This window comes from Streptomyces solicamelliae, from assembly GCF_045348655.1.
GTDB classification, from domain to species: Bacteria; Actinomycetota; Actinomycetes; order Streptomycetales; family Streptomycetaceae; genus Streptomyces; species Streptomyces solicamelliae.
The window spans coordinates 6827690-6853197 of sequence record NZ_CP160404.1 but is presented as its reverse complement, the minus strand read 5'-3'; the positions used below and the strand labels follow the sequence as shown (position 1 = coordinate 6853197).

General features: G+C 69.9%; 30 protein-coding genes. 12 read left to right on the top strand and 18 right to left on the bottom strand.

The features are described 5' to 3' along the window. Positions 1 to 111 precede the first annotated feature (111 nt). Together ABZO31_RS31620 and ABZO31_RS31615 are read right to left on the bottom strand one after the other, a co-directional pair. On the bottom strand, positions 112 to 378 hold the full coding sequence (locus tag ABZO31_RS31620) for a DUF4235 domain-containing protein (RefSeq protein WP_406864758.1): 267 nt from the start codon (positions 376 to 378) through the stop codon (positions 112 to 114). A gap of 339 nt (positions 379 to 717) precedes the next feature. Continuing rightward, positions 718 to 1227: a hypothetical protein gene (locus ABZO31_RS31615; RefSeq protein ID WP_406864757.1), complete on the bottom strand. Its 510-nt coding sequence runs from the start codon at positions 1225 to 1227 to the stop codon at positions 718 to 720. Between the two features lie 346 nt (positions 1228 to 1573). On the opposite strand from ABZO31_RS31615, the gene ABZO31_RS31610 reads away from it, so the two are divergent. Then, a complete protein-coding gene (locus ABZO31_RS31610; RefSeq protein WP_406864756.1) occupies positions 1574 to 2494 on the top strand; it encodes a potassium channel family protein in 921 nt (306 codons plus the stop codon). A 52-nt stretch (positions 2495 to 2546) separates the two neighbouring features. On the opposite strand, the gene ABZO31_RS31605 is transcribed toward ABZO31_RS31610, so the two are convergent. The 4 genes from ABZO31_RS31605 to ABZO31_RS31590 all read right to left on the bottom strand — a co-directional run bounded on the left by ABZO31_RS31605 (position 2547) and on the right by ABZO31_RS31590 (position 5829). Further along, positions 2547 to 2774: a DUF6479 family protein gene (locus tag ABZO31_RS31605; RefSeq protein WP_406864755.1), complete on the bottom strand. Its 228-nt coding sequence runs from the start codon at positions 2772 to 2774 to the stop codon at positions 2547 to 2549. A gap of 350 nt (positions 2775 to 3124) precedes the next feature. Beyond that, on the bottom strand, positions 3125 to 3271 hold the full coding sequence (locus ABZO31_RS31600; protein WP_406864754.1) for a hypothetical protein: 147 nt from the start codon (positions 3269 to 3271) through the stop codon (positions 3125 to 3127). A gap of 508 nt (positions 3272 to 3779) precedes the next feature. Continuing rightward, complete coding sequence (locus tag ABZO31_RS31595) at positions 3780 to 5369, bottom strand: phytoene desaturase family protein (protein WP_406864753.1); 1590 nt, start codon at positions 5367 to 5369, stop codon at positions 3780 to 3782. Further along, entirely contained in the window at positions 5362 to 5829 is a 468-nt protein-coding gene (locus tag ABZO31_RS31590; RefSeq protein ID WP_406864752.1) for an SRPBCC family protein, read from the bottom strand. The genes ABZO31_RS31595 and ABZO31_RS31590 overlap by 8 nt, the downstream gene beginning before the upstream one ends. Positions 5830 to 6184: 355 nt before the next feature. Between ABZO31_RS31590 and ABZO31_RS31585 the strand changes: the two genes are divergently transcribed. Further along, complete coding sequence (locus tag ABZO31_RS31585; protein WP_406865541.1) at positions 6185 to 7069, top strand: SDR family oxidoreductase; 885 nt, start codon at positions 6185 to 6187, stop codon at positions 7067 to 7069. 262 nt (positions 7070 to 7331) lie between these two features. On the opposite strand, the gene ABZO31_RS31580 is transcribed toward ABZO31_RS31585, so the two are convergent. Together ABZO31_RS31580 and ABZO31_RS31575 are read right to left on the bottom strand one after the other, a co-directional pair. Then, on the bottom strand, positions 7332 to 8225 hold the full coding sequence (locus ABZO31_RS31580; RefSeq protein ID WP_406864751.1) for an SDR family oxidoreductase: 894 nt from the start codon (positions 8223 to 8225) through the stop codon (positions 7332 to 7334). Between the two features lie 44 nt (positions 8226 to 8269). Beyond that, positions 8270 to 8893 (bottom strand): flavodoxin family protein, encoded by a 624-nt coding sequence (locus tag ABZO31_RS31575; RefSeq protein ID WP_406864750.1) that lies wholly within the window; start codon positions 8891 to 8893, stop codon positions 8270 to 8272. A 235-nt stretch (positions 8894 to 9128) separates the two neighbouring features. Between ABZO31_RS31575 and ABZO31_RS31570 the strand changes: the two genes are divergently transcribed. Continuing rightward, a complete protein-coding gene (locus ABZO31_RS31570; RefSeq protein ID WP_406864749.1) occupies positions 9129 to 9341 on the top strand; it encodes a hypothetical protein in 213 nt (70 codons plus the stop codon). A 162-nt stretch (positions 9342 to 9503) separates the two neighbouring features. Here ABZO31_RS31570 and ABZO31_RS31565 read toward each other — a convergent pair whose 3' ends face one another. After that, positions 9504 to 10478 carry a cytochrome P450 gene (locus tag ABZO31_RS31565; protein WP_406864748.1) on the bottom strand — a complete coding sequence of 325 codons (975 nt, stop codon included), beginning with the start codon at positions 10476 to 10478 and terminating at the stop codon, positions 9504 to 9506. On the opposite strand from ABZO31_RS31565, the gene ABZO31_RS31560 reads away from it, so the two are divergent. Beyond that, positions 10458 to 10712 (top strand): hypothetical protein, encoded by a 255-nt coding sequence (locus ABZO31_RS31560; RefSeq protein WP_406864747.1) that lies wholly within the window; start codon positions 10458 to 10460, stop codon positions 10710 to 10712. The genes ABZO31_RS31565 and ABZO31_RS31560 overlap by 21 nt on opposite strands. Positions 10713 to 10895: 183 nt before the next feature. Here ABZO31_RS31560 and ABZO31_RS31555 read toward each other — a convergent pair whose 3' ends face one another. Then, entirely contained in the window at positions 10896 to 11855 is a 960-nt protein-coding gene (locus ABZO31_RS31555) for a TIGR03557 family F420-dependent LLM class oxidoreductase (RefSeq protein WP_406865540.1), read from the bottom strand. Positions 11856 to 11918: 63 nt separating this feature from the next. Between ABZO31_RS31555 and ABZO31_RS31550 the strand changes: the two genes are divergently transcribed. Next, positions 11919 to 12656 (top strand): DNA topoisomerase IB, encoded by a 738-nt coding sequence (locus ABZO31_RS31550; RefSeq protein ID WP_406865539.1) that lies wholly within the window; start codon positions 11919 to 11921, stop codon positions 12654 to 12656. Between the two features lie 72 nt (positions 12657 to 12728). On the opposite strand, the gene ABZO31_RS31545 is transcribed toward ABZO31_RS31550, so the two are convergent. From ABZO31_RS31545 to ABZO31_RS31520, 6 genes are all read right to left on the bottom strand, one after another. Continuing rightward, complete coding sequence (locus tag ABZO31_RS31545) at positions 12729 to 12953, bottom strand: DUF6480 family protein (protein WP_406864746.1); 225 nt, start codon at positions 12951 to 12953, stop codon at positions 12729 to 12731. Between the two features lie 210 nt (positions 12954 to 13163). Beyond that, entirely contained in the window at positions 13164 to 13820 is a 657-nt protein-coding gene (locus ABZO31_RS31540) for a UdgX family uracil-DNA binding protein (RefSeq protein ID WP_406864745.1), read from the bottom strand. Between the two features lie 204 nt (positions 13821 to 14024). Then, positions 14025 to 15209, bottom strand: a complete 1185-nt coding sequence (locus tag ABZO31_RS31535; RefSeq protein ID WP_406864744.1) for an alcohol dehydrogenase catalytic domain-containing protein — start codon at positions 15207 to 15209, stop codon at positions 14025 to 14027. A 37-nt stretch (positions 15210 to 15246) separates the two neighbouring features. After that, on the bottom strand, positions 15247 to 16056 hold the full coding sequence (locus tag ABZO31_RS31530) for a metallophosphoesterase family protein (RefSeq protein ID WP_406864743.1): 810 nt from the start codon (positions 16054 to 16056) through the stop codon (positions 15247 to 15249). Continuing rightward, positions 16053 to 16313, bottom strand: a complete 261-nt coding sequence (locus ABZO31_RS31525) for a hypothetical protein (RefSeq protein WP_406864742.1) — start codon at positions 16311 to 16313, stop codon at positions 16053 to 16055. Before ABZO31_RS31525 ends, ABZO31_RS31530 begins: the two co-directional genes overlap by 4 nt. Continuing rightward, the gene (locus ABZO31_RS31520) at positions 16306 to 16974 is read right to left on the bottom strand and encodes a nucleotidyltransferase family protein (RefSeq protein WP_406864741.1); all 669 of its coding nucleotides are present in this window, start codon (positions 16972 to 16974) and stop codon (positions 16306 to 16308) included. Before ABZO31_RS31520 ends, ABZO31_RS31525 begins: the two co-directional genes overlap by 8 nt. Before the next feature lie 449 nt (positions 16975 to 17423). Here ABZO31_RS31520 and ABZO31_RS31515 point away from each other — a divergent pair, with 449 nt between their 5' ends. The 5 genes from ABZO31_RS31515 to ABZO31_RS31495 all read left to right on the top strand — a co-directional run bounded on the left by ABZO31_RS31515 (position 17424) and on the right by ABZO31_RS31495 (position 22206). Beyond that, positions 17424 to 17930, top strand: a complete 507-nt coding sequence (locus ABZO31_RS31515) for a flavin reductase family protein (RefSeq protein WP_406864740.1) — start codon at positions 17424 to 17426, stop codon at positions 17928 to 17930. A 362-nt stretch (positions 17931 to 18292) separates the two neighbouring features. Further along, complete coding sequence (locus ABZO31_RS31510; protein WP_406864739.1) at positions 18293 to 19432, top strand: carboxylate-amine ligase; 1140 nt, start codon at positions 18293 to 18295, stop codon at positions 19430 to 19432. Between the two features lie 110 nt (positions 19433 to 19542). Continuing rightward, positions 19543 to 21396 carry a molecular chaperone DnaK gene (gene dnaK / locus ABZO31_RS31505; RefSeq protein WP_406864738.1) on the top strand — a complete coding sequence of 618 codons (1854 nt, stop codon included), beginning with the start codon at positions 19543 to 19545 and terminating at the stop codon, positions 21394 to 21396. Positions 21397 to 21524: 128 nt separating this feature from the next. Continuing rightward, positions 21525 to 21737 (top strand): CsbD family protein, encoded by a 213-nt coding sequence (locus ABZO31_RS31500; RefSeq protein ID WP_406864737.1) that lies wholly within the window; start codon positions 21525 to 21527, stop codon positions 21735 to 21737. 142 nt (positions 21738 to 21879) lie between these two features. Further along, complete coding sequence (locus ABZO31_RS31495; protein WP_406864736.1) at positions 21880 to 22206, top strand: plasmid stabilization protein; 327 nt, start codon at positions 21880 to 21882, stop codon at positions 22204 to 22206. A gap of 47 nt (positions 22207 to 22253) precedes the next feature. On the opposite strand, the gene ABZO31_RS31490 is transcribed toward ABZO31_RS31495, so the two are convergent. Beyond that, positions 22254 to 22961, bottom strand: coding sequence for a DUF6766 family protein (locus ABZO31_RS31490; RefSeq protein WP_406864735.1), 708 nt, complete (start codon positions 22959 to 22961; stop codon positions 22254 to 22256). 83 nt (positions 22962 to 23044) lie between these two features. Continuing rightward, entirely contained in the window at positions 23045 to 23371 is a 327-nt protein-coding gene (locus ABZO31_RS31485; protein WP_406864734.1) for a hypothetical protein, read from the bottom strand. Between the two features lie 419 nt (positions 23372 to 23790). Between ABZO31_RS31485 and ABZO31_RS31480 the strand changes: the two genes are divergently transcribed. Next, positions 23791 to 24351 (top strand): hemerythrin domain-containing protein, encoded by a 561-nt coding sequence (locus ABZO31_RS31480; RefSeq protein WP_406864733.1) that lies wholly within the window; start codon positions 23791 to 23793, stop codon positions 24349 to 24351. A gap of 304 nt (positions 24352 to 24655) precedes the next feature. Beyond that, positions 24656 to 25276 carry a carbonic anhydrase gene (locus ABZO31_RS31475; RefSeq protein ID WP_406864732.1) on the top strand — a complete coding sequence of 207 codons (621 nt, stop codon included), beginning with the start codon at positions 24656 to 24658 and terminating at the stop codon, positions 25274 to 25276. The last annotated feature ends 232 nt before the right edge of the window (positions 25277 to 25508 follow it).

The following is a 25508-nucleotide window of genomic DNA, read 5'->3' as shown; positions in this document are numbered from 1 at the left end:
GCCCACGACAGGCTGCGAACATGATCACGTGGAGCCGAATGCGCAGCCGCCTGTCGATGCTGCCGCACCTCCACCGCGGTGACGAGAGCGCTCCGGCGGGACGTCGAGGCCTCAGCCCGGCCACGTTCCGGTGAGACGGCGTACCGCGCTGGCTCCAGCGCGGTCGACCGCGGCTTTCACCCCGGCGAAGATCGCGCCCTGGAGGATTGCGGCGACCAGGACTTCCGACCAGCTGCGATCCTGGTCCGTGGCGTCAGGGGCGTCCTTCTCATGCCTGAGGGCCTTCCACACCTGCTTGAACACGGCGCCTGCCACGGCTCCGCTCACGGCCCCGAGCGCCAAACCGACCGGCTTGTAGGCGACTTTGGATGCGTTCATTCGGCACCTCCTGCTGCGTCGGACGTTGAACACGGCGAGCGCGGCCACAGCACGACGGCGATCCGGCGCGTGATCCACTGGCCTGATCATCATCGTCACCTGAACTTCCGGCTCGGCGCTTCCTTGCAGAGCGGGAATGTGGGGCGCTTCCGGGCGTGTACCCGGCATCGGCCGGCCCACCCGGTCGAACGTGCCCTCTCGGCGCACTGCAGAAGATCACGGAGCAGGAGGCGTGAACCAGCTGCGCGCCGGAGACGCCGATGGCGGCGGCCGGGCCAGGCGTTGCGGCTCGCCGGGGATGGGCTCACGGCGTTGTTTCCGGGGTGCGCAGAGCCTGCCCTAGCCCAGAGCGGCGCTCTCGTTGTCCAGCAGGTCCAGCAGCAGGTCCCGGTGGAGGGCGGCGACCGGTTCGAGCAGGTCGGGGTGGCGCAGCAAGGGCGCGGCATCGTGTTCGTGGTCGCCGGGACGGGTGAGACGGGTGACCTCACCGGCCTGGCCGCGATCGACGAGGAGGTGTGCCTGGACGGCAAGGGCCGGGTCTGCGAGGAGGCAGGCGGCCCAGCTGACGACGGAATCGTCCACCCAGGTCCGCCAGCCGGCGTCGGAGCCGGCGTCGTGGCCGTGGTCGGCGCCGGTCAGCCGATCCAGCCGGGCGCTTCCTCCCGGGCCGAGCAGATGCACCAGTTGTACGTCGAGCGCCGTCGGGTACCTCAGGGCGGCGGCAAGGGTGACAGCCTGCCGGGCCTGTGCCTCGGCAAGGGCGTGGCTGAACGCGCCTGCGGCGGGTGGGAAGGCGGTCAGCAGCCAGCGCGTGCCGGCGGCTATGACGGATGTGAGATCGGCGGACACGGCGGCTTCCTCGGAGGCGTGCTCGCCCCGGCCCGTGCCGGGTCCGCGAGCTGCGGCGCGAAGCTGCGCCGCTCCGCTCGTGGGCGACCACGGTAGCCCGAAGTGACACGCGTGCGGCATGACGCACGTCACCGTCTGTTCAGCGGCGCGAGCCCGGACGCGCAACTCGGGCCTCCGGTCCCGTGTCGCCGACCGAGTGCCGCACCGGCTCGGTCCGGTATCGGGCCGGAGGGCGCGGTCCTCCGCTCACCCATCGGGGTGCGCGGCCTTTCCCAAGGACTGAGACCACCTCCGCACGTGGGAGGCTGCCGCCCCTGGCGGGAAGGGCCGGAACATGACGTGGTTCGTGACGTTCCTCGGCGCCGCCCTCGTGATGGTCATTCTCCGGGACATGTTTCACACGATCTGGCACCCGACCCGCCACGGCGGTCTGAGCAGGCTGGTGATGACGGGGATGTGGCGCCTGTCCTCGCACCTGAGGATCCGGCGGCGCGCGGCCGGGCTCGCCGGCCCCTTGGGCATGGTCTGCGTCGTCTCGGTGTGGGCGCTGACCGTGGCCGTGGCGTGGGCTCTGGTCTACTGGCCGCACATGCCGGAGGGTTTCTCCTACTCCGCCGGCCTCGTGCCGGCGGAACACGCGGGACCGGTGGACGCGCTCTACGTTTCCCTGGTCACGCTCGCCACCCTCGGCCTCGGGGACATCGCGCCGGCCGCGGGCTGGTTGCGCATCGTCGGCCCGCTGGAGGCGCTTGTCGGCTTCGCCCTCCTGTCGGCGACCGTGGCCTGGATCCTCGGCATCTACCCCGCCTTGGCCCGCCGCCGCACGCTCGCACTGCGCCTCTCCCACGTGCGAGGCGGGGTGACCACCCGGGAACTCGACTCGGACGGGGGCGCGGCCCTGCTGGACAGCCTGGCCTCGGCTGTCTCAGTCATCACGGTCGACTTCCTCCAGTACGCCGAGTCGTACTACTTCTACGACGGCGACGAGAACACCTCGCTGCCCCGGCAGATCGGTCACGCCGTCAGCCTCGCAGAGCTGGCGGAGAGCGCCCACCATCCCGATGTCCGGCTCGCCGCCATGATGCTGCGCAGGGCACTGGGCGATCTGGCCACCGTCTTGGACGAGCGCTTTCTGCACACAGGGGGCGATCACGGCCGCGTATTCGCCTCGTACGCCTCCGATCATGGCAATCACATGCGGCCCGAGCCCACCCATCAGGGGGAGTCGGACGCGTCCTCCGCAGGTGGCGAAGAGCGCGAACGCTGAAGGGACACCCACCGGCACTCGATCAATGGCCACGTGGGGCACTGCCTCCGGTTCAGCGATCGGGACGGTCCTCTGGAGCCCTCCACGAGTGCCTTCGCGCACGCGCCGGCCGGGGCTGCTCAGCCACCGACGGGCGACGCCGCCGCGCCGCCCGTCGGGAGCCCCACCAGACCGCCGCGATCAGCGCGGCCGCAATCACGAGTCCGAGGAGAAGCAGAACGGCCGAAGGCGCGTTGCTGACAGCCAAGGGCGGGGGGACCAGGACGACGGGCGCGGACATGATCACACTTCCTGTGGGGGCTCCTGAAGACCGGACGATGAGCGGGTACCCGTGGCACACCCGATGAACCGACCGTGACTCGTCGCGTTCCGCGCCAGCCGGCTCCTGAAGGACTCCCGAGTCCACCCCCCTCGCCTTCGACGGCGGGCCGACCAGGGCACTCCCGGTGAACCGCATGACACGCAGCCCGAGTGCGTCTCAGAGCTTCTCCAACCGTCGGCGCGCGGCTCCCAGGGAGCGGCCGCGGCGCAGCTCCTGTTTCCAGGGATCCTCTGTTCCCAGGCGCTCGTCCATGGTGGCCAGCGTCCAGCGCTGCGGGGTGAGGCTGGAGTCGTCCAGTTCGCTCCAGCTCAGTGGTGCTTCTCCTCGGGCTGCACGCCGGGCACCGGACCCTCGGCGATCTCGGGCTGCTGCTCGTCACTGCCAGCGACGTTCGCAGAGCCTCCCTTGCCGATCGGCGACGGCTTCCGCTCGGATTCCTTCGGTCGCTGCATCATGCCCGCCTCCGGGCCTTTCGTATGTCCTGTCCACCTCGCGGGTAACCCGGCAGCCGCTCAGTCGTCGGAAGGCCGTCAGGCCACCATCCTGGCTGCTCGATCCCGTGCACGTGACGGGTCGCCCGCCCGTAGTCACGGCTACCCGGCGGTGTCGGATCGAATCGCCTGCTTGGGGTCAAGGTGTACGTCCGGGCCTCGCGACCGACGCGCCGGAGGGGCTCCGGAGAACGCGACCCACTCGTCGTCCAGCCTTGTCGGATGAACCACGGATCCGTGGGACAGCGGCGCGGCAGGCCGGCCCGGATGGCGACCGCAGAACATCAGGACCTTGGACACGGTGGACCGACGGAAGTCCGAGGCGAGGCGCGCCGTCGCGTCCGACGTCGACGTCAGCGAGTGCCGGCCTCCAGGAAGGCCATGAGGCCGGTCAGAGCAACCTCCGACCTGCAGAAGCTCAGTCGGGACGAGGATGTGAACCTGCGGCCCCGGCCCTCCGGGTTCAGTGCACTCAGCGCCGCTTCTCGGCGCGGTGGAAGAGGGTGTGCGGACCATGCCGGCGCAGCGCGGCGCGGGCGGCGTTCGCGCCCGGAGCTCCGTGGACACCACCACCAGGATGCGCGGCTGCGGATGCCAGGTAGAGGCCTTTGACGGGAGTCTCCGGGCGGCCGGTGCCGGGCGTCGGCCGGAAGACCGCCTGTTGGTGCAGGGCCGTAGTGCCGTTGTTGACCGCGCCGTTGTGAAGATTCTCGTCCATGGCCTGGAGGGTCGGCGGAGCCAGAATGCGGCGGGCTCGGATCAGCGCGCGGAAGCCGGGTGCGAAACGCTCCACCTGTTCCTCGACGCGGTCGGCCATGGCCTCCTGCTCACCGGCGGTCCAACGGCCGGTGATGCCGTCGGAGCCGGCGTCGGAGGTGATGATCTGCGGCACGTGGGTGTAGGCCCACGCGGACTCCGTTCCGGCGGGTGAGCGGCTGGGGTCCGCGGTCGTCATCTGGCCGACAAGGGCGAACGGCCTGTCGGGGACCTGTCCCATGGCGAGCTGCGCGGCGTACCGGGTGAGCTCGTCCACTCCGTCGGCCACATGGACCGTCCCCGCGCCGGTCGCTCCCCTGGCCGTCCACGGCACACGGCCGGTCAGCGCCCAGTCGACCTTGAAGGTCGCAAAGTCCCAGTGGAAGCGTTCGAGGTCTCGCATGAGGCGGGACGGTAGGTGTTCCTCACCGACGAGGTCGCGGTACAGGGACGGGGCCGAGGTGTCGGCCAGTACGGCGCGGCGGGCGTCCACCGCACCGCCCGACGTCCTGACCCCGACCGCCCTGCCCCTGCGCACCACGACGGAGGAGACGCGCTCGCCGCAGCGCAGGACACCCCCACGACGGAGGAAGCGGTTCACCAGCGCTCCGGTCAGCGCGCCCGAACCCCCGACGGGGACAGGAAAACCGTGGCTCTGGCCCAGCATCGACATCAGCCAGCCGAAGCCGCCGCTGCCCGCCGCCTCCGGCGTGAGGTCGGCGTGCAGGGCGTTCCCGGTCAGCAGGAGTCGGCCGCCTTCGCCCGTGAACTCTTCCTCGCCCAGGCGCCTCACGGGCAGAGCGAGGTTCCGCACCAGGCGAAGTCCGCCCGCGGCACGGAGTTCCGCGGCCAGGCGCAGCCCTGCGCGGACCGGCGGGAACGGCGTGAACAGGGCCTCCACCAGGTCCGGCCCCACCCTGCCCCACATCGTGTACATGCTGTCCCACGCGTCGGCGTCGGCGTCGGCGAACGTGGCCAGCCCGGCCGAGGTGTCCTGGACTCGGCGTTCGAGGACGGCGCACCGGCCGTCCGTCAAGGGGTGCGCCAGCACGCTCGGGGCGTGGCTCCAGCGCAGGCCCTCGGCGGACAGGTCGAGGCGGGCAAGGACCGGGGACGCCGCGGCGAGCGGGTAGAAGGCGCTGAAGATGTCCGAGACGTAGTCGGGGTGGACCCCGCGATCGCTGCGCACGGCCCCGCCGGGCTCCTCCTGAGCTTCCAGGACTTCCACCGTCCACCCCGCGTCGACCAGCACATTCGCGGCAACGAGGCCGTTCGGCCCTGCGCCGATCACCACCGCGTCAGGCATGCCGGCTCCTGGCGCGGTCGTCCGTGGTCCTGTCCTGCTCCACGACTCCGGCCAGACGGGCCAGCATGCTGCGATGCCGGACCTGGATGGCGGTCTCGCTCAAGGAGTTGTGCAGAGTCCCGCCCAGGCCCCGCAGAGGGTGCTCGTCGCAGACGACCAGGGTCTCCTCTCCCCACGGCCTGAGCTGAAGGAAGATCCGCACCGTTCCGAGACCGCTGAACGCCGCCTCCAGCTCCAGTTCCCGGCCGGGAACGACGTGCCGGACCGTGGTGGTGCCCTCGGTCGACCAGGGGCCGAGCCGGACCGTGTAGCGAAGCCGGGAACCCACCTCCGGCCAGGTTCCGTCGAGCGGAGTGGACTCCGAGGGCCCCACCACCCACGTGCCGTACCGCGACGGATCGGCGAGTACGGCCCACACGGCCTGCGGGGGGCGACGGACGAGGTGATGGCGGACAGCCATGGGGGTGCTCCTCCTGCCGCAACCGTCGGTGAGCGGCGAACCCCGCCGAGCCAGCCTCTGGGGCAGGCGATCGGCCCTTGGCGCCTCAGGCACAACGGGCGTCGCTTCGACGCTTGGCGTCACCGCCATAGTGCGCGTGCCCCGATCACGCCGCACCTCAGACCCCGGGCCGCGGGCGATCCGCCCCGCCGGGACGGGGCCCTCGTGGGACCAGAGACCAAGGCGCCCTCCCGACCGGCGGCCGACCGCCCGACGGGGGATCCTGGAACAACGTCACCGGACGACGGGCCTGGCGGAGTCTGGGGCGACGACGTCACTACGGCGGTACTCCGACCGGACGGAGACACCCGTGAAGATCCCCGCACGAGCCCGGCCCCTGGCGGGCCGAACGGTGGTGGTGACAGGAGCGGCACGGGGACTGGGAGCCGCCCTGTCCCGGGCCCTGGACGACCGTGGCGCTCGGCTCGCCCTCGTGGGCCTGGAGCGGCAGGGTCTGGAGGAGGTCGCGGCGTCGCTGCGTCAGGAGGCGGTGTGCTGGGAAACCGACGTGACCGACGACCTGGCGATGGCCGAGACCGCCCGGCAGGTCCGTGCCCGCCTGGGCCCCGTGTCCGCGGTGGTCGCCAACGCCGGCATCGCCGAAGGAGGCCCGTTCGCCGACTCCGAGCCCGCCGTCTGGCGCCGCGTCATCGAGGTCAATCTCATCGGCAGCGCGGCGACGGCACGCTCGTTCCTGCCCGACCTCTTCGTCACCCACGGCTACTACCTGCAGGTCACGTCCCTGGCCGCGATGGGGACGTCGCCGTTCATGAGCGCCTACTGCGCGTCCAAGGCCGGCGCCGAGTCCTTCGCCCACGCTCTGCGCGCCGAAGTCGCCCACAAGGGGGTCGCAGTCGGCATCGCCTACCTCAACTGGATCGACACCGACATGGTCCGGGACGCCGAGCGGTACGCCGTGCTGCGAGAGCTGCGTGCTCACATGCCGCCACCCGCACGCAAGGTCCGCCCGGCGGATTCGGTCGCGGAGCATCTGGCCGACGCCGTGGACCGGCGAAGGGCTTCGGTATACGTGCCGGCATGGCTCCGCGCCGTCCAGCCTGTACGCGCGCTCCTGCCACCCATCGTCACCCACCTCGCCCGTACCGAACTGCCTCGCCTGGAACGCACGGAACAGCTCGAGGCAACCGGGCTGCTGGGCGCCGGAGGCCGGGCCGACGACCGACGTCGGCCTGCCTGCTGAATCCCGCCCCGTCTTGCGCCACGAGGTGCGGGCGATGGGTCGAATGCGCTCCTCGACGCACGGCCGGCCTGTTCGAGCATCTCCCGATGCAGTGAGTTACGGGCCGCGCCCAGGTGGAGCCGGGCTCGGCGTGCCGTCGCCGCGTTCCACAAGGGTGAGGGCGGCGACGGTCGTCTTGAACAGCGGCTACTTGGAGACGGGCCCCATCGGTGATCGTGGCCTCGAGAGCACGCCGCACCGAGTATGAGAAGGGGGCTCTGATTCAGGGGAGAGGTCTTCCGCCGGTGGCGTTGACGATCTCTCCGGTGATGTAACTGGCCTGCGGTGAGGCGAGGAAGACGTAGGCGGGTGCCATCTCGGCCGGCTGGGCGGGCCGCCCCAGCGGTGACTGCTCGCCGAACTTCTCGGTGTCGGGCATGGTCGCGGGGATCAGGGGTGTCCAGACCGGACCGGGCGCAACCGCGTTCACGCGGATGCCCCGCTCGGCGACCATCTGTGCCAACCCATGGGTGAAGGAGATGATCGCCGACTTGGTCATCGCGTAGTCGAGGAGGTGCGGACTGGGCTGGTAGCCCTGCACGGAAGTGGTGTTGATGATGCAACCACCGCGCGGCATCCGGGCGAGGGCGCCACGGGAGAGCCAGAACATCCCGTACAGGTTGGTTTTCATCACCCGGTCGAACTGTTCCGTGGTGATGGCCTCGATCCCGTCGGGCTGGGACATCTGGTAGGCGGCGTTGTTGACGAGGATGTCGACGCGTCCCAGCTCGCCCACCGTTCGTTCGATGAGAGTGACGCACTGGGATTCCTCGCGAATGTCGCAGGAGACGGCGACGGCCCTGCGGCCGGCCGCAAGGATCAGGCGCGTGGTCTCGGCCGCCTCATCCGCCTCCTCCGGCAGGTGGGTGAAGACGACGTCCGCGCCCTCCCGGGCGAATGCCAGACAGACGGCTCTGCCGATCCCGGAATCGCCTCCGGTGACCACCGTCGCCCGGTCCAGGAGGACGTCGTGTCCCTGGTAGGAGTCCTCCCCGTGGTCCGGTCGCGGATCCATCTCCTCCGTCGAGCCAGGGTGGTCCTGCTCTTGCTGAGGGAGCGGGGGCCGGGGGTGGCGGGTGACCGGGTCGGGAATCCGGGGTGCGTCCTTGGCCGACATGTCGCTTCTCCTGTCGGAATGCGCTGAGCGGACGGGCCTGCACATCAGCTCGGCGGATACGTCGCGGACTTGAGGTGGCGCGCGAGGTGGACGGTGTTCGCGGCGAGGGTGGCCGTCGTATCGGCCGTCTTCTCGGGCACCTTGTCGAGGTCCTGGTAATCGGTGCGCTGCATCGCTTCGCCGACCCAGTAGGTGACCGCGTTCGGGGCGAGGGAGAAGCCGACATCGTTCAGGCCCTGAAAGAGGTCGGCGCTGACCTTGTGGGCGCCGTCCTCGTTGCCGACCACGCAGACCCCGGCGACCTTGCCGTAGGTGAGCATGCGGCCTTGGTCGTCGGTCTCGGAGAGCTCCGCGTTCAGGCGCTCCAGGACTCGCTGAGCGAGGCTGGAGGGGTGGCCGAGCCAGACCGGGGTGGACAGGATCAGGATGTCGCAGCCGAGGATCGTGGCGCGGATCTCAGGCCATGCGTCCCCCTCCCCCATGTCGGTCTTCACCCCGGGCTTCACGTCATGATCGGCGATCCGGACGGTCGTGCCACTCACACCGCGCTCGGCGAGAGCTGCCATGGTCTGCTCTGCCAGCAACTGCGAACTCGAGCGGGCAGGGGTCGGCGACAGGGTGCACACGAGGGCGACGGCACGGAGCGGAGTGTCGTTGGCGGGGTTCATGTTGTCCGGCTACCCGACCGTGCGTCTTCGATGTCGCCCGCGTGCCGATTCATCCCTTCGCACCACACCCACAGCGAGCGCTTTTCATCGAACGCCCGGCAAGAAGAGTCGGCGGAGTGCGCTCGGTCGGCTTTCGCCAGGCAGGTGAAATCGAGGTACGGCCGCGGCGTGGCTCGTTCACGTGCGAACTCGAGAGCGGGGAGGTTTCTTTTCACACCGGATCTCGGAGGGAACTATGGCCAGAAAACTCGCAGTCGGGGACAGGGTGACCACACAGGATCTGGGGCAGACCGCAGGCTCTACACCGACCTCTCGCGCCGACCTCCCGGTCGGCAGGATCACCGCGTTGTCCGGCGACATCGCCACCGTCGAGTGGCACGACGGCGAAAACGTCGACGCGGTGACGGAAGTGCCCGTAGCGCAACTACACCTCGTCACGCAGCCGTAGCAGACACCGTTCTGTCAGCCCCTCTGTCGCTGAGTCCCGGGCCGGAGAGCTGTCGCGCCTTGACAGATCGTCGCCGACGTCACACCCCGTGCCCTCCGGGACAACGACGAACGACCGCAGGACGATAGCGCCGGCCGCCCCGGCTGAGCCGATCTCCGTGTGCTACGGCTCATGGAGGCGCCCTGAACCATCAGCTCGGCGCCTGGCTTCACGGGTCGGCTCCATGACGTAGCCGCTCCGTGGACGTGTCGGTACGCGGTTCAGCGGGATGGACAGATCTTGGTCGGGCACGTCATGCGGCAGCCGGGCCAGACGCGGTGCCAGGCCGGCCAAGAGGGCGATGGTGATGTCCTCCCCCGGGCAACGGTGACCAGTCGCCGGGTCACCTCCGCCTTGAGGGATGAGCCTGTCGTCGAGAGCAAGTGAGGGTGTGCCCTGCCGGATGAAGCGCTGCGGGTCGAAGGTGTACGGGCTGGGCCACAGGTCGGCGTCGTGGTGGTGTCCGTAGAGGTCGAGCAGAACCATGCTGTTCCGGGGAATCGAGACCCCCTTCCAGTGGATGTCGGTGTGAGCGAGGCCGCCCACGAAGGGGGCGAAGGGGTAGAAGCGGCGTACTTCCTGAGCGAACGCGAGCGCATAGTGCTCGTCGGCTGCGACCGGCTCACGGTGTTCCGGCCAACGGTGCAGTGCGTGAGCGGCGAAGGTGAGGAACCAGCTGACGGCGACCGTCGGGCGCAGGATGTTGAGCAGTTCCACTGCAGCCGTGCCGAGATCGAGCTGTCGCCCGTCGGCGTCTGCGTGTGCGTCCACCGCCTGGGCGACCGTGGCCGCGCCCGCGGGGGCGCCGGCGTAGCGGAGCGTCTCCAGGTAGGCCGTGAGCTTTTCCTCCTGCCTTTTCCTGGCCCGCCTCGCGCGGAAGTGCCGCGGGCCCACTGTGGCGAACCCGTCGACCATCGCGACCAGGTCGCGTGCGGCACTCGCAGCCTCCCGGTCCGACATGGGGACTCCTGCCCAGGCGTGGACGGCCCGGGTCAGCAGGAGCGCGGACCTCTCGAAGAGCACGATCCGACTCTCGCGCTGCCAGTCGGCCTCCGCCTGGTCCCAGCAGTTCTGGGCGTGCTTGACAAGGTCGGCCACCCGTTCCGGGTCCTTGAGCAGGCGCTGGAACAGAACCTTCCGCCCCCGGTGCGCCGCCCCGTCCAGTGTGTGCACCGCCCCTCGGCCGAACAGGGTGTCCAGTACAGGGCCTGGTACAGCGCCGCCTCGGCGAACGTGCTGTTCGTCGTAGAAGAACGCGACGGCGGCTTCGCCGTGGAGAACGACCCCTCGCCGACCAAGGATCCGTACCGGCAGCGCGTCGCCCGCGCGTAGGCGGCGGCGTAGATCCGGGAGCCATCCATATCCCTTGATCAGGAGTGGCACGATGCTGTCGATCTCCGCGGCTGGGACGGTGGGCTGCGGCGTGGTCCTCATGAAGCACGCGTTCCACGAAGTCACTCGCTCGAACCGGACCCTTGCCGCCAGACGCGTGAACCGGCCTTCGCACGTCGGGTGTCAGAGTTCCCGGAGGGCAGGCAGCAGCTTGTTCTCGGCCCACTCGATGAAGGGCCACTGGTGGCCACCGCCGATCTGTACGAGGGCGAGTTCCGTGAAGCCGGCATCCGCGTAGGACCAGGCGGCCTCCACGACCGCGTCGACGTCGTTCCCGCACGGAATCCGGTCGGCCACGTCCTCGGGGCGTACATGCTCGGTGGCCTGGGCGAAGCCGGCCGGAAGCGGCAGTTCGGCGTTCAGCCGCCAGCCGCCGAGTGCCCAGCGGAACTGGTCGTGAGCCCGGGCCACCGCCGCATCGCGGTCGGCGTCGTAGCAGACGGGCAGCTGCCCGACCCGGGGCTTGCCGACGCCACCGTGCCGGTCGAACTCCTCCACGAGCGCGCGCCGGGGCTGTGTGGCGATCAGCAGGTCCGCACGCCGGCCGGCGAGCGCGCAGGATCGGGGACCCGACACGGCGATTCCCAGGGGCGGCGGCGGGTCCGGCAGGTCCCAGATCCTGGCGTCCTCGACCTGAAAGTGGCGGCCCCGGCGGGTCACGTACCCTCCGGCGAAGCGGACGACCTCGACGGCCTCCTCCAGCATGTCGAGCCGGACCCGCGCCGAGGGCCACCCCACGCCGACGACGTGCTCGTTGAGGTTCTCCCCGGAACCGAGGCCGAGCCGGAAGCGGCCTTCGGCCAGGAGCTGAAGAGTAGCCGCCTTCTGGGCCGTCACCGCCGGGTGGTACCGGAAGGACGGGCAGGTCACGAAGCTCATCAGCGGGATACGGGAGGTGGCCTGCGCGGCCGCCCCGAGCACGCTCCACGCATACGGTGCGTGACCCTGGGAATCCAGCCAGGGAAAGGAGTGGTCCGAGATCACGGAGAAGTCGAAGCCCACGCGCTCGGCCCCGACGACGTGTTCGACCAGCTCTCTGGGGCCCGCCTGTTCGGTCATCATCGTGTAGCCGATCTGCATCATGCCCCTGCGACTTGCCGCGGTTGGCGGTCCTAAACAGGCGTCCCGTCCAAGCACGACCACGTCCTGGACGTCGCCGGGCGGCTGCTGCCGCAGCTGCGGGAGGCGGTCGAGGAGGATCTCGCCGGGCGGGGACTGACCCATGAGCGCGTGCTCGCCTGCGTGGCCCGTCTTCTGGACCTGGGCTTCTTCCGGGTGGGCGGTCGCGCGTACCGCCGCGACCACGCGGCGTACGGCCTGACGACCCTTCTACGTGAACACGCCGAGTGCACCCGTGGCGAGGTCTGCTTCAACTGCCCGGCCAAATCCGGTCAGCGTCAGACCCGCGCCCTCGTGGACCCGGAGTCGTACGCCGCCGTGCGTGCTCTCCTGAGGCGGCGGGACCGTCGGCCGCGGCTCTTCGTCTACTGGCGGTCGCGCAGCCGGCACGACGTACACGCCGAGGAGGTCAACGCCTACCTGCGCGACAAGGCTGGTACGGACATCACAGCCAAGGATTTCCGTACGTGGCACGCGACCGTCCTGGCCGCATTCGCTCTTGCGGTCTCCGAGGACGTGGCCCCCTCCTCCCCCGCGCGCCGCAGAAGAGCTGAAACCCGTGCGGTCCGGGAGGTCAGCGGCTACCTCGGCAACACGCCGGCGCTGTGCCGCGCCTCGTACATCAACCGCCGCGTCGTCGAGCTCTTCGAGGACGGGGTGACGATCCGGCCCACGCTGGACAGGTTGGGGAAGGACACCGCGTTCGGCCACCCCGCTACCCAGGGGGCCGTCGAGACGGCTGTCCTTGACCTTCTGACAGGATGAATCGTGCGGTTTCGCACCACGACCGAAGCATTTGGCGGACCGGTGCGCCCACAACGTGCGGACGGGCAGGATTCATGCGGCCAGCGCGATCGCGTAGGCGAGGAAGAACAAGGCGACCAGCACGGCCAAGAGGATGATGACGATGAGGGGCCCCTTGCCCCAGCCACGCTTCAGCGGGCGGTATGGACCCGCGCCCGAACTGGTGCTGGCTTCTGCGGGCGGTGTCTCCCCGGGCTGCGCCACGCCACTGGATCGCGGGTCCTGACGCGGATCCGGATCAGGGTTGTAGGTACCCATCACGCACTCCTTTCCGCTCCGAGCGGGTGTGATGAAACGCGGCTGCCCACGGACTCACCCTTCATGCCCGGACACCTGGCATTGCGGGCCATGTGCGGACGGGCGGACGCGAGACGGAGGGGAGAGGGTGGGCTCCGCGGCAGTAGGTCCGCGGCTGCCAGATCCGCAGCAGGCCAGACAGGACGAGACACCGGCGACGCCCCGTCGGGGTCAGAGGGCTTGTGTCGCGGTTCGCAGGTCGGCGACAAGCCCCGCGTACATGGCCTTGCGGTCCTTCGCCCTGAGCACGGCTGAGGGATGTACGGTGGCCAGCACCCTTATGCCGTCGCCAACGTCTGGCAGTGGCATCGGTATGCCTCGGTCGGTACCTACGCGGAATGACTCACCCAGCAGGGCACGGCCTGCCGTCGCACCGAGGACGATCACCAACTCGGGCGCGACAAGCCGGAGTTCCGCCTCCAGCCAAGGTCGGCAGGCCAGGGTCTCACGCAGGCTCGGCTGCTTGTGGATGCGCCGCTTGCCGGTCTCCCGGCGGGTGAACTTGAAGTGCTTCACCGCGTTCGTGACGTACACACCGTCCTGGTCGATCCCCGCTTCATCGAGTGCCCGGCGGAGCAGTCGCCCCGCGGGCCCGACGAAGGGCACACCTTCACGGTCTTCCTGATCGCCCGGCTGCTCGCCGACCAGCATGATCCGCGCGTGCGGATCCCCGCGCCCGAAGACCGTGCCACTCGCGTCTCGGTACAGCGGACAGCCGTGGCAGTCGGCGGCCGCCCGCCGGTGTGCCGGCAGTCTGCCGCGCCGCGGCAGGTACGGCGTCGCGTCGTACGCCTCGGGCCCGGGTTCCCGCTCTCCGTCACCGGCCATCAGCGTGTCGCCTCCTTGCACCACGAGGCTTGTCCCTTCGACAGACGAGTGCCCGAAGCTGCCGCGGGCATTCGCCTCGGGGCGTCCGGGAGACAGGAAGGCGCCCAGCTCTGCCCTCGATGGGGTGCAGCTTCGTCGCGGGCCGTCAGGGGACGGAGCACTCCCGGAGCACTCCCTCGGGCGCGCCTCGTCAGCAGGCGACCCTCAAGGCTTGAGCAAGGTCTTGATCATGCCGTCCTGCTTGGCCTGGAACATCTCGTAAGCCTGCGGCGCTTCATCGAGAGGCATCGTGTGGGTGGCGAAGCCCTCGACGCCGAGCGGGTCCGAGTCGTCGAGGAGGGGCAGGATGTCGTCCACCCAGGACCGTACGTTGGCCTGGCCCATGCGCAGTTGGATCTGCTTGTCGAAGATCGTGAGCAGGGGCATGGGATCGATCGCCCCGCCGTAGACACCCGAGACCGAGACGGTGCCGCCTCGCCGGACGATGTCGACCGCGGCGTGCAGGGCGGCGAGGCGGTCGATCCCCGCGTGCTCCATCAGCGGCCTCGCCAGGGCGTCGGGGAGGATCGCCGTCGCGCGTTGTGCCAGCTCTGCCGTGCGCGTCCCGTGCGCCTCCATGCCCACGGCGTCGATCACGGAGTCCGTCCCGCGTCCGTCGGTCAGCCCACGGATCGCGTCGGCCAGATTCTTCCCGTGCAATTCGGGATCCATGGTGTGAACCCCGTGCGCCCGGGCACGCTCGCATCGCGCCGCGACCGGGTCGACTCCCACCACCAGGCTCGCGCCGCGGTGCAGGGCGATGCGTGCGGCCATCTGACCGATCGGTCCGAGACCGAGGACGGTGACGGAGCCACCCGGCGGGATGTCGGCGTACTCCACCGCCTGCCAGGCGGTGGGCAGCACGTCGGAGAGGTAGACATAGCGCTCGTCAGGCGGCCCCTTGGGGACCTTCACGGGCAGCGTGTCGCCGAACGGCACCCGCAGGTACTCGGCCTGCCCGCCGGGTACCTGGCCGTAGAGCTTGGTGTAGCCGAAGAGAGCCGCACCCATGCCGTACTCCCGGACCTGGGTGGTCTCGCACTGGGACTGGAGTCCCTGATCGCACATGAAGCAGTGCCCACAGGAGATGTTGAACGGAATGACGACCCGGTCGCCGGGGCGAAGCGTCTCCACGTCCGATCCGACCTCTTCCACGAAGCCCATCGCCTCGTGCCCCAGGATGTCTCCGGCGTCGATGTAGGGACCCATCACCGTGTAGAGGTGCAGGTCGGAACCGCAGATCCCCGTGGAGGTCACCTTCACGACGATGTCCGTCGGTTCCTCCACCTGCGGGTCGGGGACGGATTGCACGCGGACGTTCCGCGTGCCCTGCCACGTGAGAGCGCGCATGGCTCTGCCTCCCATGCAAGGTGCGGGAATGGAACAACTAGCGCCTGCCCGCCCCCTCACCTCCTACTCGCATGCGCCCGGCTGGAACGTGGTGACCGGGGACCGGCAGTTCGTAGAGTGCGAACGCCCGGTCGATGACCGGCTGGGCCACGTTGCGTACGCGGACCCCACCGGCGGTCATTCCGTGCTCCGTTCCGAGGTGAGCGTGGCCGTGTACGGCGAGGTCCGCGCCCACGGAGTCGATGGCCTCGGCGAGCAGGTAGCTGCCGAGGAAGGGATAGATCTCGACGGGCTCGCCCGCGAGCGTGTCCGGGACGGGCGCGAAGTGGGTCAGCGCGATGCGGACGTCGCAGCGATCAGCGGTCAACTCCTCCAGCGCGGACGCCAGCCGCTCCGCACCGAGGTGCGCCACGCGGACCCAGGCCCTCATCTCCGGCTCCCCGAAGGCGCCGGCACTCCGGCCCGCGAACCCTCCGCAGAACCCCTTCGCGCCCGCCACACCGACGACGTGGCCCGCGACGGGGAACACGACCGACCCGCCCTCCAGGACGCTGACACCCGCGGAGACGAGCGTACGCGTGACCTCGCCCTCCTCGTCCGAGTGGTAGTCATGATTGCCCAGCACGGCGACGACCGGGACCCCGACTCCCCGGACCTCGTCGGCCACCACCCGGGCCTCGTCGACCGTGCCGTGGCGCGTCAGATCACCGGCGAGCAGGAGCACGTCCGCGCAGTCGGGAAGCGTCATGAACGCCGGACGCAGCAGCCCCGCGCACTCCGGGCTCAGATGAATGTCGCCGACCGCGGCCACTCTGACGACGTGGTCGCCTCCGCCCATGACAGTCATGGCAACTGCTCCATGTGATCGGGCGCGTCGACGGACGGCGTGGTGAGGTCGGTGCGTACGACAAGCCCGGCCAGCTCCTCCCGCGCCAGCCGCAGGATCTCGTCCCGTCGGCCGGCGGTGGGCAGGGCTCCGGTCAACAGCACGGTGTCGCCGCGGAGTTCGACCCGGACACCGAGTTCGGCGACCTCGTCGCCGGCGAGCCGGTCCCGCAGGCGGGCGATCCGGTACTCGATTTCCTGGCAGTCGCGTTCAGCCATCGGACCCACCGCCCTCGCGGCCGGTGCGGGGGCGGATGACGTCGAGGAGTTCGAGCAGGTACAGGAAGGCTGCCGCCATCGGCCTGTCACCGGCTTCCTCGCGCACACGATCCCAGTCGACGCGTTCACGCAGTCCACGCGCGACGGGCAGGAGTGCCCCGAAGTCACAGTGATGCTCCGAGAGCGCTGTCAGCCGCCCGACCATGAGGTCGGTCGGCTCGATCACCGGCATGTGAACCGAGTCCACAGGCAGGGTTACGGCACGTTCGAGCAGTTCGGTCGTGACGGGGCGATCCGCCAGAGCGAAGATCAGATCGATCTGCTCGCCGTCTCTGCGGCCCTTGATCAGCCAGTCCTCGGGCGGTTCGACGATCTCCACGCCGTGGTCGCCGAGCACGCGCGTGACCAGCTCGGCGTCCTCCCGGCGTACGGCGAAGTCCGTGTCGTGCTGCAGCCGCACCGGGATTCCGTACGCGTGGACCGCTACGCTGCCGACCAGGGCGAACAGGCACTCCGAGGACTTGAGGACGCCGGCGACCTCCTTGGTGACCTCCAGGATCGCCTGGGTGTGGTCAGCCGGGAGAGTCTGGGCACTCTGATCACCGGCCAGGCCGACCAAGTCTCTGCCGCTGGGCGTGGGGGTTCCTTCGGCGAGGTTCATGTCGTTACCTCCTGCCGCATGCTCGGCTCTCGGCACGAGCCCCGGGACCTGCCAGTACCCCGCCGTCTCCGAAGAATGCGCTGCGCCGAGACGGCTCACGCATGAGCCCGGTTCCGGATGGCATCAAACCAGTCCGCAGCGACGTTCGGGACTTCTGCCTCCTCAGCGCGCCGAACACGCCCACGTGCGTCACACGCTGCGGCCCCGTGAGTTCTTCGGCGTGTGCCCAGGTGGCAGGCGGGTACCCGCGTCCCATGAGTGCCATGAGACTGATCCGACCGCCCGGTGTCTACGCTCCCCAGGCGGCCGCTTCGGTACTCCAGACGGACTGCCTGGCCCGGGAGGAACCGGGGCCGGGGGACAGGGCGCTCGATCTGTGCACGGGGACGGGCGTCGTGGCCCTGGCCCTCGCATCCGGGCCGGCGGTGCGGCCCGCCGGAGGATGACCCATGTCGGACCTCTTCGACTTCGCCGACGCCGTCGACGGCGCGATGTACGTGGTCACCGCGGCATCCCACGGGAGCCGCGGGGGCTGTCTCGTCGAATTCGCCTCGCAGTGCTCCATCGATCCGCCGCGATTCGTCGTCTGGTTGTCCACCGCGAACCGGACGTACGACATCGCCCGAAAGGCCGACCACCTGACCGTGCACCTCCTCGGCGAGGACCAGCGCGCTCTCGCCGACCTCTTCGGTGGGGAGACCGGCGACACCGTGGACAAGTTCGCCCGGATCGCCTGGCACTCCGGCAGCGCGGGCTGCCCGGTCCTGTCCGACGTGCGGAACCGGTTCACCGGCCGGGTCGAAAGGATCCTCCCCGGCGGCGATCACGTCGGCTTCGTACTGCGCCCCGTGGAGTACGCGGGCCGGGACGAGGCCAGGGCGATGCCCTTGCGGCACCACCAGGTCCAGGGGCTGCAGGCCGGCCACGCGAGCGACGAAGGAGTCCGACATGCGTGAGCAGGAGCGGAAGAGCCGGCCCCGGCGGACGCCGGCGTCCCGGGCCAGGGACGAGCGACGCGACGAGGAACCACACGGAACGGCGGATGCCGATACCGCGAACGGTTCGTACGAGGGCGGGTCCCAGCACGAGGACGCGTCCCAGGACGCCGGGGGTCACGCGGCGAAACGGCAGCGTCCCGGTGTCGGACGCGAGGAACAGAGCCGCCCACACCCGTCGAGGGACCGTCCCGACTCCGGAGAGCAGGTTGCCGAGAGTGAATGAGGGCGCCACGGCCCGTACGTCAGGATTCGGCCCCGGTCATCAGCTCAAGCCCCTCGCCGGACCACACCCGACGGCGAGACCCGCCGGCATCCTGACGGTGGGGGTCGAAGAGGAGTTCGTCCTCGTGGGGCCGGGGAGCAGAGCTCCTGTCGACCGGGGCCCGGAAGTGGTCGAGTCGGCGGCCCACGTGGTCGGCGGCCAGGTGCAGAGCGAGTTCTTCAATGCGCAGGTCGAGACCGTGTCGCAGCCCACGGCCTCCTGCCAGGACCTGCGCGACGAACTCGTCCGGCTACGCGGCGCGATCGCCCGGGCCGCGCGTGCGGAGTGCTGCATGCCGGTCGCCACCGGCGTGCCCCCCGTACCACCGGCACGGCCGGCGACCGTCACCGACGCCCGGCGGTACCGGCGCATCGCCCACCACTTCGCCCCTCACCTCCCCGCGATCGAGGACCTGCTGAGCGGCTGCCACGTCCACATCGGGACGCTGGACCGCGCACTCGCCCTCGCCCTCTCGAGGCGGATCGCACCGTGGCTTCCCGTGCTGCAGGCCGTCACCGCCAACTCGCCGTTCGCACGGTGCCGCGACACGGGCTTCGACAGCTGGCGTTCCGCCGCATATGCGAGCTGGCCCACCGTCGGCCCCGCCCCCGACCTCGACGAAAGCCGCTACCACGCCCATGTCGACGCGTTGGTGCGCAACGGCGCCCTGGTCGACCGGCGCACGGTCTACTGGCACGCCCGCCCCTCCGAACACGTGCCCACCCTCGAGATCCGGGTCGCCGACGCCAACGCCGACGTGGACACCGTCGTCATGTACGCGGCCCTCCTCCGCGCCCTTGCCGCCACTCTGCTGCCCGATGTGCTCGGGCAGCGGCCGGCACCGAAGGTGCCCTTCCGGAGGCTCGTGCTGGCCCATGAACTGGCTGCGCGGCACGGACCGTCCGGTTTCGGCATCGACCCGTACACCGGTCGGGAGAGACCCGCCACCGAGTTGGTCGAACGCCTCATCGACCGCACCCTCCCCGCACTCGACCGGACAGGGGACACGGATCGCGTCCTGGGCCAGTGGCAGCACATCCGCGCCCGTGGTGCCGGGGCGGGCCTCCAGCGCGCCGACTACCGTCGGCGCCGACGAGTCACCGACGTCGTGGACGCGCTCGCCGTGCTGACCGTCGCGGCCTGCGGCCCGGGGCCGCAGCCGCCTGAAGCTCTCGACCCCGGCGGCGAACGCCCCTGACTCCCGCCATCAGGCGGCTTCAGGCACCGCCTGAGCCGGTGCGCCAAAGGCGCATGCCCGAGCGCGAGCGGGGAAGGCGCTTGGCAGGTCAATCGATGCGGGAGGCCGCCATGGCCCGGTCAGTCGGGATCGATCTGGGCACGACGAATTCGGTGGTGTCCGTCCTGGAGGGCGGAGAGCCGACGGTCGTCGCGAACGCGGAGGGTGCGCGGACCACACCGTCCGTGGTCGCCTTCGCGAGGGGCGGGGACGTGCTCGTCGGCGAGCTGGCCAAGCGGCAGGCGGTGACGAACGTGGACCGCACCGTGCGGTCGGTGAAACGGCACATGGGCGAGCAGGACTGGCGTTTTCCCTCGACCGGCGATGTCGGCGGTCGGCGCTTCACCGCGCAGGAGATCTCGGCGCGGGTGCTGCAGAAGCTGAAGCGGGACGCCGAGGCGTACCTCGGCGAGGATGTCACGGACGCGGTGGTCACCACTCCGGCGTACTTCGACGACGCACAGCGCACCGCCACGAAGGAGGCCGGTGAGATCGCCGGCCTGAAGGTACTGCGGATCGTGAACGAGCCGACCGCGGCCGCGCTCGCCTACGGGCTCGACAAGGAGAACGACCACACCGTCCTCGTCTTCGACCTCGGTGGCGGCACCTTCGACGTGTCCCTGCTGGAGATCGGCGACGGCGTCGTCGAGGTGAAGGCCACCAACGGCGACACCCACCTCGGTGGTGACGACTGGGACCAGCGCTTGGTGGACCACCTCGTCACGCGCTTCAAGAACGGGTACGGCGTCGATCTGTCCCGCGACAGGATGGCTGCGCAGCGCCTGCGCGAGGCTGCGGAGAAGGCGAAGATCGAGCTGTCCTCGGCCACAGAGACCACGATCAACCTGCCGTACATCACGGCCTCGGCCGAAGGCCCGCTGCATCTGGAGGAACAGCTCACCCGGGCGCAGTTCGAGAACATGACGGAAGACCTGCTGGAGCGCTGCGAGGCTCCGTTCCACCAGGCGTTGAACGACGCGGGGGTCGACGTGGCCGAGGTCGATCACGTCATCCTGGTCGGCGGCTCGACGCGCATGCCCGCGGTGACCGCGCTGGTCCGGTCCCTCACCGGCAAGGATCCGCACAGGGGCGTGAACCCGGACGAGGTCGTCGCCATCGGCGCCGCCCTGCAGGCCGGTGTCCTCAAGGGCGAGGTCAAGGACGTCCTGCTCCTCGACGTCACCCCGCTGTCCCTCGGTATCGAGACCAAGGGCGGCATCATGACCAAGCTCATCGAGCGCAACACCACGATCCCGACCAAGCGGTCCGAGATCTTCACGACGGCCGAGGACAACCAGCCGTCCGTGCAGATCCAGGTCTACCAGGGCGAGCGCGAGATCGCGGCGTACAACAAGAAGCTCGGCATGTTCGAGCTGACCGGCCTCCCGCCGGCCCCGCGCGGCGTCCCGCAGATCGAGGTCGCCTTCGACATCGACGCCAACGGCATCATGCACGTGACCGCCAAGGACCTGGGCACGGGCAAGGAGCAGAAGATGACCGTCACCGGCGGCTCCTCGCTGCCGAAGGACGAGGTCAACCGGATGCGCGAGGAGGCCGAGAAGTACGCGGAGGAGGACCACGCCCGCCGCGAGGCCGCCGAGTCCCGCAACCAGGGCGAGCAGCTCGTCTACCAGACCGAGAAGTTCCTCAAGGACAACGAGGACAAGGTCCCGGGCGACGTCAAGACCGAGGTCGAGACGGCAGTGGCCGAGCTCAAGGAGAAGCTCAAGGGCGAGAACACCGCGGAGATCCGGACCGCCACCGAGAAGGTCGCGGCCGTCTCCCAGAAGCTCGGCCAGGCCCTGTACGCCGACGCGCAGGCCGGTGCCGCCGGTGCCGCGGGCGGTGCCGAGGCCCCCAAGGCCGACGACGACGTCGTGGACGCCGAGATCGTCGACGAGGACGAACCGCGGAAGAGCAATTGACAGTTCTTGTCGGCCCATGGGTGGCCACCCCGCAAGGGGGCGAATGCCACGGCCGAGGACGGGTAGCCGCTGCGTACAGCCCCTCAATTGGGGCTTTGCAGAACATTTCGTCCGAGGAGCTGATTCGCGTGGCTGAGGGGAAGAAGATCCGTGGCAAGGCCCAGGAAACGATGGGCAAGGCGAAGGAGAAGACCGGACAGGCCACGGGCAAGGACGACCTGCGTCTGAAGGGAGTGGCGGACCAGGCGGAGGGCAAGGCGAAACAGGCTGCCGGTGAGACAGAGAAGACCGTGAAGGGGACGGTGGAAGAGGCCAAGGGGAAGATGCGTCGTCACACGTGACGGCGGCGTCACGAGGGGAAGTGGCCCGGATGGAGTAAGCGCGTCCGGGCCACGCACGCTCCCGACTGCCCCTCCCGTGCATCGTCCACGGGGTGGTTGCGTGGGGGCCGTGCCACGACAAGGAACGAGCCAAGGAGCTGTCATGCCTCGCGGATCGAGCCCGAAGCGGGAACGGCAGTACGAACACATCAAGGAAAGCGCGAAGAAGCGCGGGGAGAGCACCGAGCGCGCCAAGGAGATCGCAGCTCGCACGGTGAACAAGGAGCGCGCCCGTTCGGGCGAGTCCAGCACGGCGAGCAAGAGCTCCACACAGGACAAGTCCTCGTCGCAGCGCGGCGGCGAGCGGTCCGGCAAGGGTGCGGAAGGTCGGACGTACGACCAGCTGTACGCCGAGGCTCAGCGCCGCAACATCCATGGGCGATCGTCCATGAACAAGGCCGAGCTCAAGCGTTCGCTCGGCGGCGGCTGAACCGGCGCCGAAAGGACAGCCTCGGCGACCGCCGATCGGCTTCCGCCTCAGCCTTCCACGCCCGTCGCCGTATGCGCGGAGCCGACCGGTTTCGACTCCGGAGAACCGCGCTGCCGCAAGTAGACGGACAGGATGACCATGGCTGCCACGGCCAGGAGTTCCGACTGCCAGTTCTGGAGACTCCTGTTCCAGAAGTCCGGTGAGGCCAGGTACTCGCCCCATCCGATGGGCTGCTGAAGCTGCCGCAACTGCTGCTCGTCGTACGCAGCCACGCCCGTGATCGACTGGGCGGTCCACGACAGCAGGAAGACACCTCCCATGACGAGGCCCAGCGAGCGGGAGTACACACGCTGGCGCCAGTCCTTCGCGGCGGCCCATCGCGGTGAATCCTCGCGCGCGTGATCGCCCGTCCGCTGCTCACGGTCCGACTCGGTGCCGACCTTGTGGAGTTCCTTGGACTCCGGTGACCCGCGCTGCACCAGCCAGACAGTGCCGAAGACGAACAGGAAGAACTGCAGAAACTCCGACTGCCAGTTCTCGGTGACGTCGACGGCGAAGTCGGAGGACATCAGGTAATCACCCCAGCCGATCGGCTGAAGGCCCTCGTCGGTGAGCTGGTCGTTGAACTCGGCATGGCCGGCCAGCGACTGCCCCAGGAGAACCAAAAGGAACGCCGTACCGAAGGCCAGGGTAAGGCTGTTGTCCCTCCAGAAGCTGCCGCGCTGCTCGGGCTCCTCCTGCCCCTTTCCGCTCACCGATGCATCGCCCCGATCGCGATGAAGTAGCCGAGCCCGCCGAGCAGGACGACCAGGCACGCGACAAAGAGACCACGCACGGCTCAACCGCCCTTCACGACGCACTGGTACGGCTTGCCCTCACGCGGCCTGCAGCCGGCTGCTACCACTCGCCATCCCCTGGAGAACTGTGACAGGAAGAGAGTCTCGTCGTCGGCCCGCATCATGGCCTGGCGACCGTAGACCTCGGTCGCGTGGAGTGTTCGGGCCACCGGCAGTCGGACGGCCGCCAGGGCCTCCGGGCATGCCCGCTCCTCGTCCTGCTCCAGCTGCTCCCGGGTCGCGGGAGCGAGGAGTCCGCAGGCGGCGTCGTAATCCGGGACGGTGAGTGCCTGCTCGAAGGCACGGCCGGTGTCCCGGGCGGCGTCCACGCGCCCAGCCGTTGCTCCACATCCCGACAACAGCGTCCCGAGCAGAACGGCCAGGACTCCGACACCGGCACCGTGCGAGACGGCGTGCGCCGACGTCATCGGCTGCCGATGCCCGGGATCACCGGCAGGTCCGGCTGCCCAGTGCGCAGCAGCGTGATGACGGACATTCATCCTCCGGGCGACAAGGGTCGACAAGGGTCGACAAGGTAGGGACGAAGCAAGCGTTACAGGTATGCCCTACCCGAGACGCTCGGCCCCTGCGCCCAGGACGCACGCGATACCGCCCGGGCGGCCCATCACACCGTTGCCTCCGATCGGGTGGGATGGGCGCATCGCGCTCAGACGAGCCGCCCCACGGGGTAGCCCTGCCTGCTGGGCGGGACTCCCCCGGCCCCGACAGGACGAGAGGTGGATGCGCGATGGGACACGGTGGAGATGTCTTCGAGGAACTGATGGCCGACCACAGAGAGGTCGAGGAGATGTTCGGCAGGATCCGGGCGATGGTCACCCCCGGCCAGGAGCTGCGTGATCTCGTCGACGACGTGACCATCGAGCTGGTCCGGCACTCGGTCGCGGAGGAGCAGTACCTGTACCCGGTCGTGCGTGAGCGTATCGAGGGCGGGGACCAGCTCGCCGACAGAGAGATCGAGGACCACAGCAGCATCGAGAGGCTCCTCAAGCAGCTGGAGATGAAGGACGTCGACGACCCGCAGATGATGCCGCTGCTGCGACAGCTCATGGACGAGGTCTCCTCCCACGTCATGGACGAGGAGAACAACCTCTTCCCGATGCTGCGCCGGGCCTGCTCCGCCGATGAGCTCGACGGCCTCGGGGACAAGATTCGCAGGGCCAAGGCCATGGCACCCACCAGGCCGCACCCTTCCGCGCCGAGCACTCCTCCGGCGAACAAGCTCATCGCGCCCGGGGTCGGCCTGGTCGACCGGGCCCGCGACTTCGTCACCGGCCGTGGCACGTCGTGAGTGTCCCCGCTCGGTGAGCCGCTGAGAGTCCCGTCCGAGCCGGTCCTGCACATCGGCTCGGACGGCGGGAGACACGCTGTCGATCGGGGTCGGTCGCCTGATCGCCGGCGCCGGGCCGCCACAGGATCCCAGCGCAGTCGCCGTGAATGCGTCGACCGCGATGTGTCCGCGACCCGGGCATACGAGCGGGTCGGCCGGAACGACCTGTGGCCCCTGACCCGGTTCCCGGGCCCGCGGACAGGAAACTCGACCGTGCCCGCCACCGGTCGACGGCGGGTGGAGGACGGCTCGTAGAGTGGGCGGCATGCCTCGTACCTCTCCCTCGGTCGCACTCGCCTCGCTGCTCGCCGGCAACCGGCGTTTCGTGGCGGGAACGCAGGACCACCCCAACCAGGACGCCGCCCGCCGCGCTCAGCTCGCGCCTGGGCAGGAGCCCTTCGCCGTCATCCTCGGGTGCTCCGACTCACGGCTCGCTGCCGAGATCATCTTCGACCAGGGGCTCGGGGACCTGTTCGTCGTACGGACCGCGGGTCACGTGCTCGGCGCGGAGGTGCTGGGCAGCGTCGAGTACGCCACGAGCGTGCTCGGATGCCGACTGGTCGTCGTCCTGGGACACGACTCGTGCGGCGCCGTCGCGGCCGCACGCGCCGCCGTGGAGGACGGGCTGCCGGCGCCCGGATTCGTACGGGATGTGGTCGAGCGTGTCACGCCGAGCATCCTGGCCGCCCGGGCCGCCGGCCTGACGGGCGACAGCGACATCATCGACGAACACATCCGGCACACCGCGGACCTGCTCATGAACCGCTCTCGCGTGCTGTCGGAGCAGGTGGCGACAGGCGAGGTAGCCGTCGTGGGACTCGGCTACCAGCTCGCCGAGGGCAGCGCCAGGCTCGTGGCGTCCCACGGCGTCGACAACGACGGGTGAACGGCCGCCTTGCGCAGCGCCACGGCTGATCGGACCCGTCGGCTCGTTCGACCGGATTCGACTCGGCGGTAGCCGCCCGCGGGCTGGGGCGTCTCGCAGGGCTCCCGGCGGACACCGCGTGCGGTGTCCGCCGCGCCGCGCGGCCATGACCCTGGAGAAGCGTGACCGCAGCGGGACCGCTGCGGTCACGGCAGCCCCGGACCCAACCGCGTCAGTGTCCCCGCCGCGATCG

Bases quoted from the DNA above. Each gene is read 5' to 3' on its own strand.
- ABZO31_RS31540 (WP_406864745.1), bottom strand. From the start codon at position 13,820: ATGGCCGGTGACGGAGAGCGGGAACCCGGGCCCGAGGCGTACGACGCG.
- ABZO31_RS31600 (WP_406864754.1), bottom strand. From the start codon at position 3,271: ATGATGCAGCGACCGAAGGAATCCGAGCGGAAGCCGTCGCCGATCGGC.
- ABZO31_RS31555 (WP_406865540.1), bottom strand. From the start codon at position 11,855: ATGATGCAGATCGGCTACACGATGATGACCGAACAGGCGGGCCCCAGA.
- ABZO31_RS31475 (WP_406864732.1), top strand. From the start codon at position 24,656: ATGCCTCGTACCTCTCCCTCGGTCGCACTCGCCTCGCTGCTCGCCGGC.
- ABZO31_RS31590 (WP_406864752.1), bottom strand. From the start codon at position 5,829: ATGGCTGTCCGCCATCACCTCGTCCGTCGCCCCCCGCAGGCCGTGTGG.
- ABZO31_RS31535 (WP_406864744.1), bottom strand. From the start codon at position 15,209: ATGCGCGCTCTCACGTGGCAGGGCACGCGGAACGTCCGCGTGCAATCC.
- ABZO31_RS31545 (WP_406864746.1), bottom strand. From the start codon at position 12,953: ATGGGTACCTACAACCCTGATCCGGATCCGCGTCAGGACCCGCGATCC.
- ABZO31_RS31595 (WP_406864753.1), bottom strand. From the start codon at position 5,369: ATGCCTGACGCGGTGGTGATCGGCGCAGGGCCGAACGGCCTCGTTGCC.
- ABZO31_RS31530 (WP_406864743.1), bottom strand. From the start codon at position 16,056: ATGACTGTCATGGGCGGAGGCGACCACGTCGTCAGAGTGGCCGCGGTC.
- ABZO31_RS31480 (WP_406864733.1), top strand. From the start codon at position 23,791: ATGGGACACGGTGGAGATGTCTTCGAGGAACTGATGGCCGACCACAGA.
- ABZO31_RS31495 (WP_406864736.1), top strand. From the start codon at position 21,880: ATGCCTCGCGGATCGAGCCCGAAGCGGGAACGGCAGTACGAACACATC.
- ABZO31_RS31605 (WP_406864755.1), bottom strand. From the start codon at position 2,774: ATGTCCGCGCCCGTCGTCCTGGTCCCCCCGCCCTTGGCTGTCAGCAAC.
- ABZO31_RS31575 (WP_406864750.1), bottom strand. From the start codon at position 8,893: ATGAACCCCGCCAACGACACTCCGCTCCGTGCCGTCGCCCTCGTGTGC.
- ABZO31_RS31515 (WP_406864740.1), top strand. From the start codon at position 17,424: ATGTCGGACCTCTTCGACTTCGCCGACGCCGTCGACGGCGCGATGTAC.
- ABZO31_RS31570 (WP_406864749.1), top strand. From the start codon at position 9,129: ATGGCCAGAAAACTCGCAGTCGGGGACAGGGTGACCACACAGGATCTG.
- ABZO31_RS31520 (WP_406864741.1), bottom strand. From the start codon at position 16,974: ATGAACCTCGCCGAAGGAACCCCCACGCCCAGCGGCAGAGACTTGGTC.
- dnaK (WP_406864738.1), top strand. From the start codon at position 19,543: ATGGCCCGGTCAGTCGGGATCGATCTGGGCACGACGAATTCGGTGGTG.
- ABZO31_RS31620 (WP_406864758.1), bottom strand. From the start codon at position 378: ATGAACGCATCCAAAGTCGCCTACAAGCCGGTCGGTTTGGCGCTCGGG.
- ABZO31_RS31580 (WP_406864751.1), bottom strand. From the start codon at position 8,225: ATGTCGGCCAAGGACGCACCCCGGATTCCCGACCCGGTCACCCGCCAC.
- ABZO31_RS31525 (WP_406864742.1), bottom strand. From the start codon at position 16,313: ATGGCTGAACGCGACTGCCAGGAAATCGAGTACCGGATCGCCCGCCTG.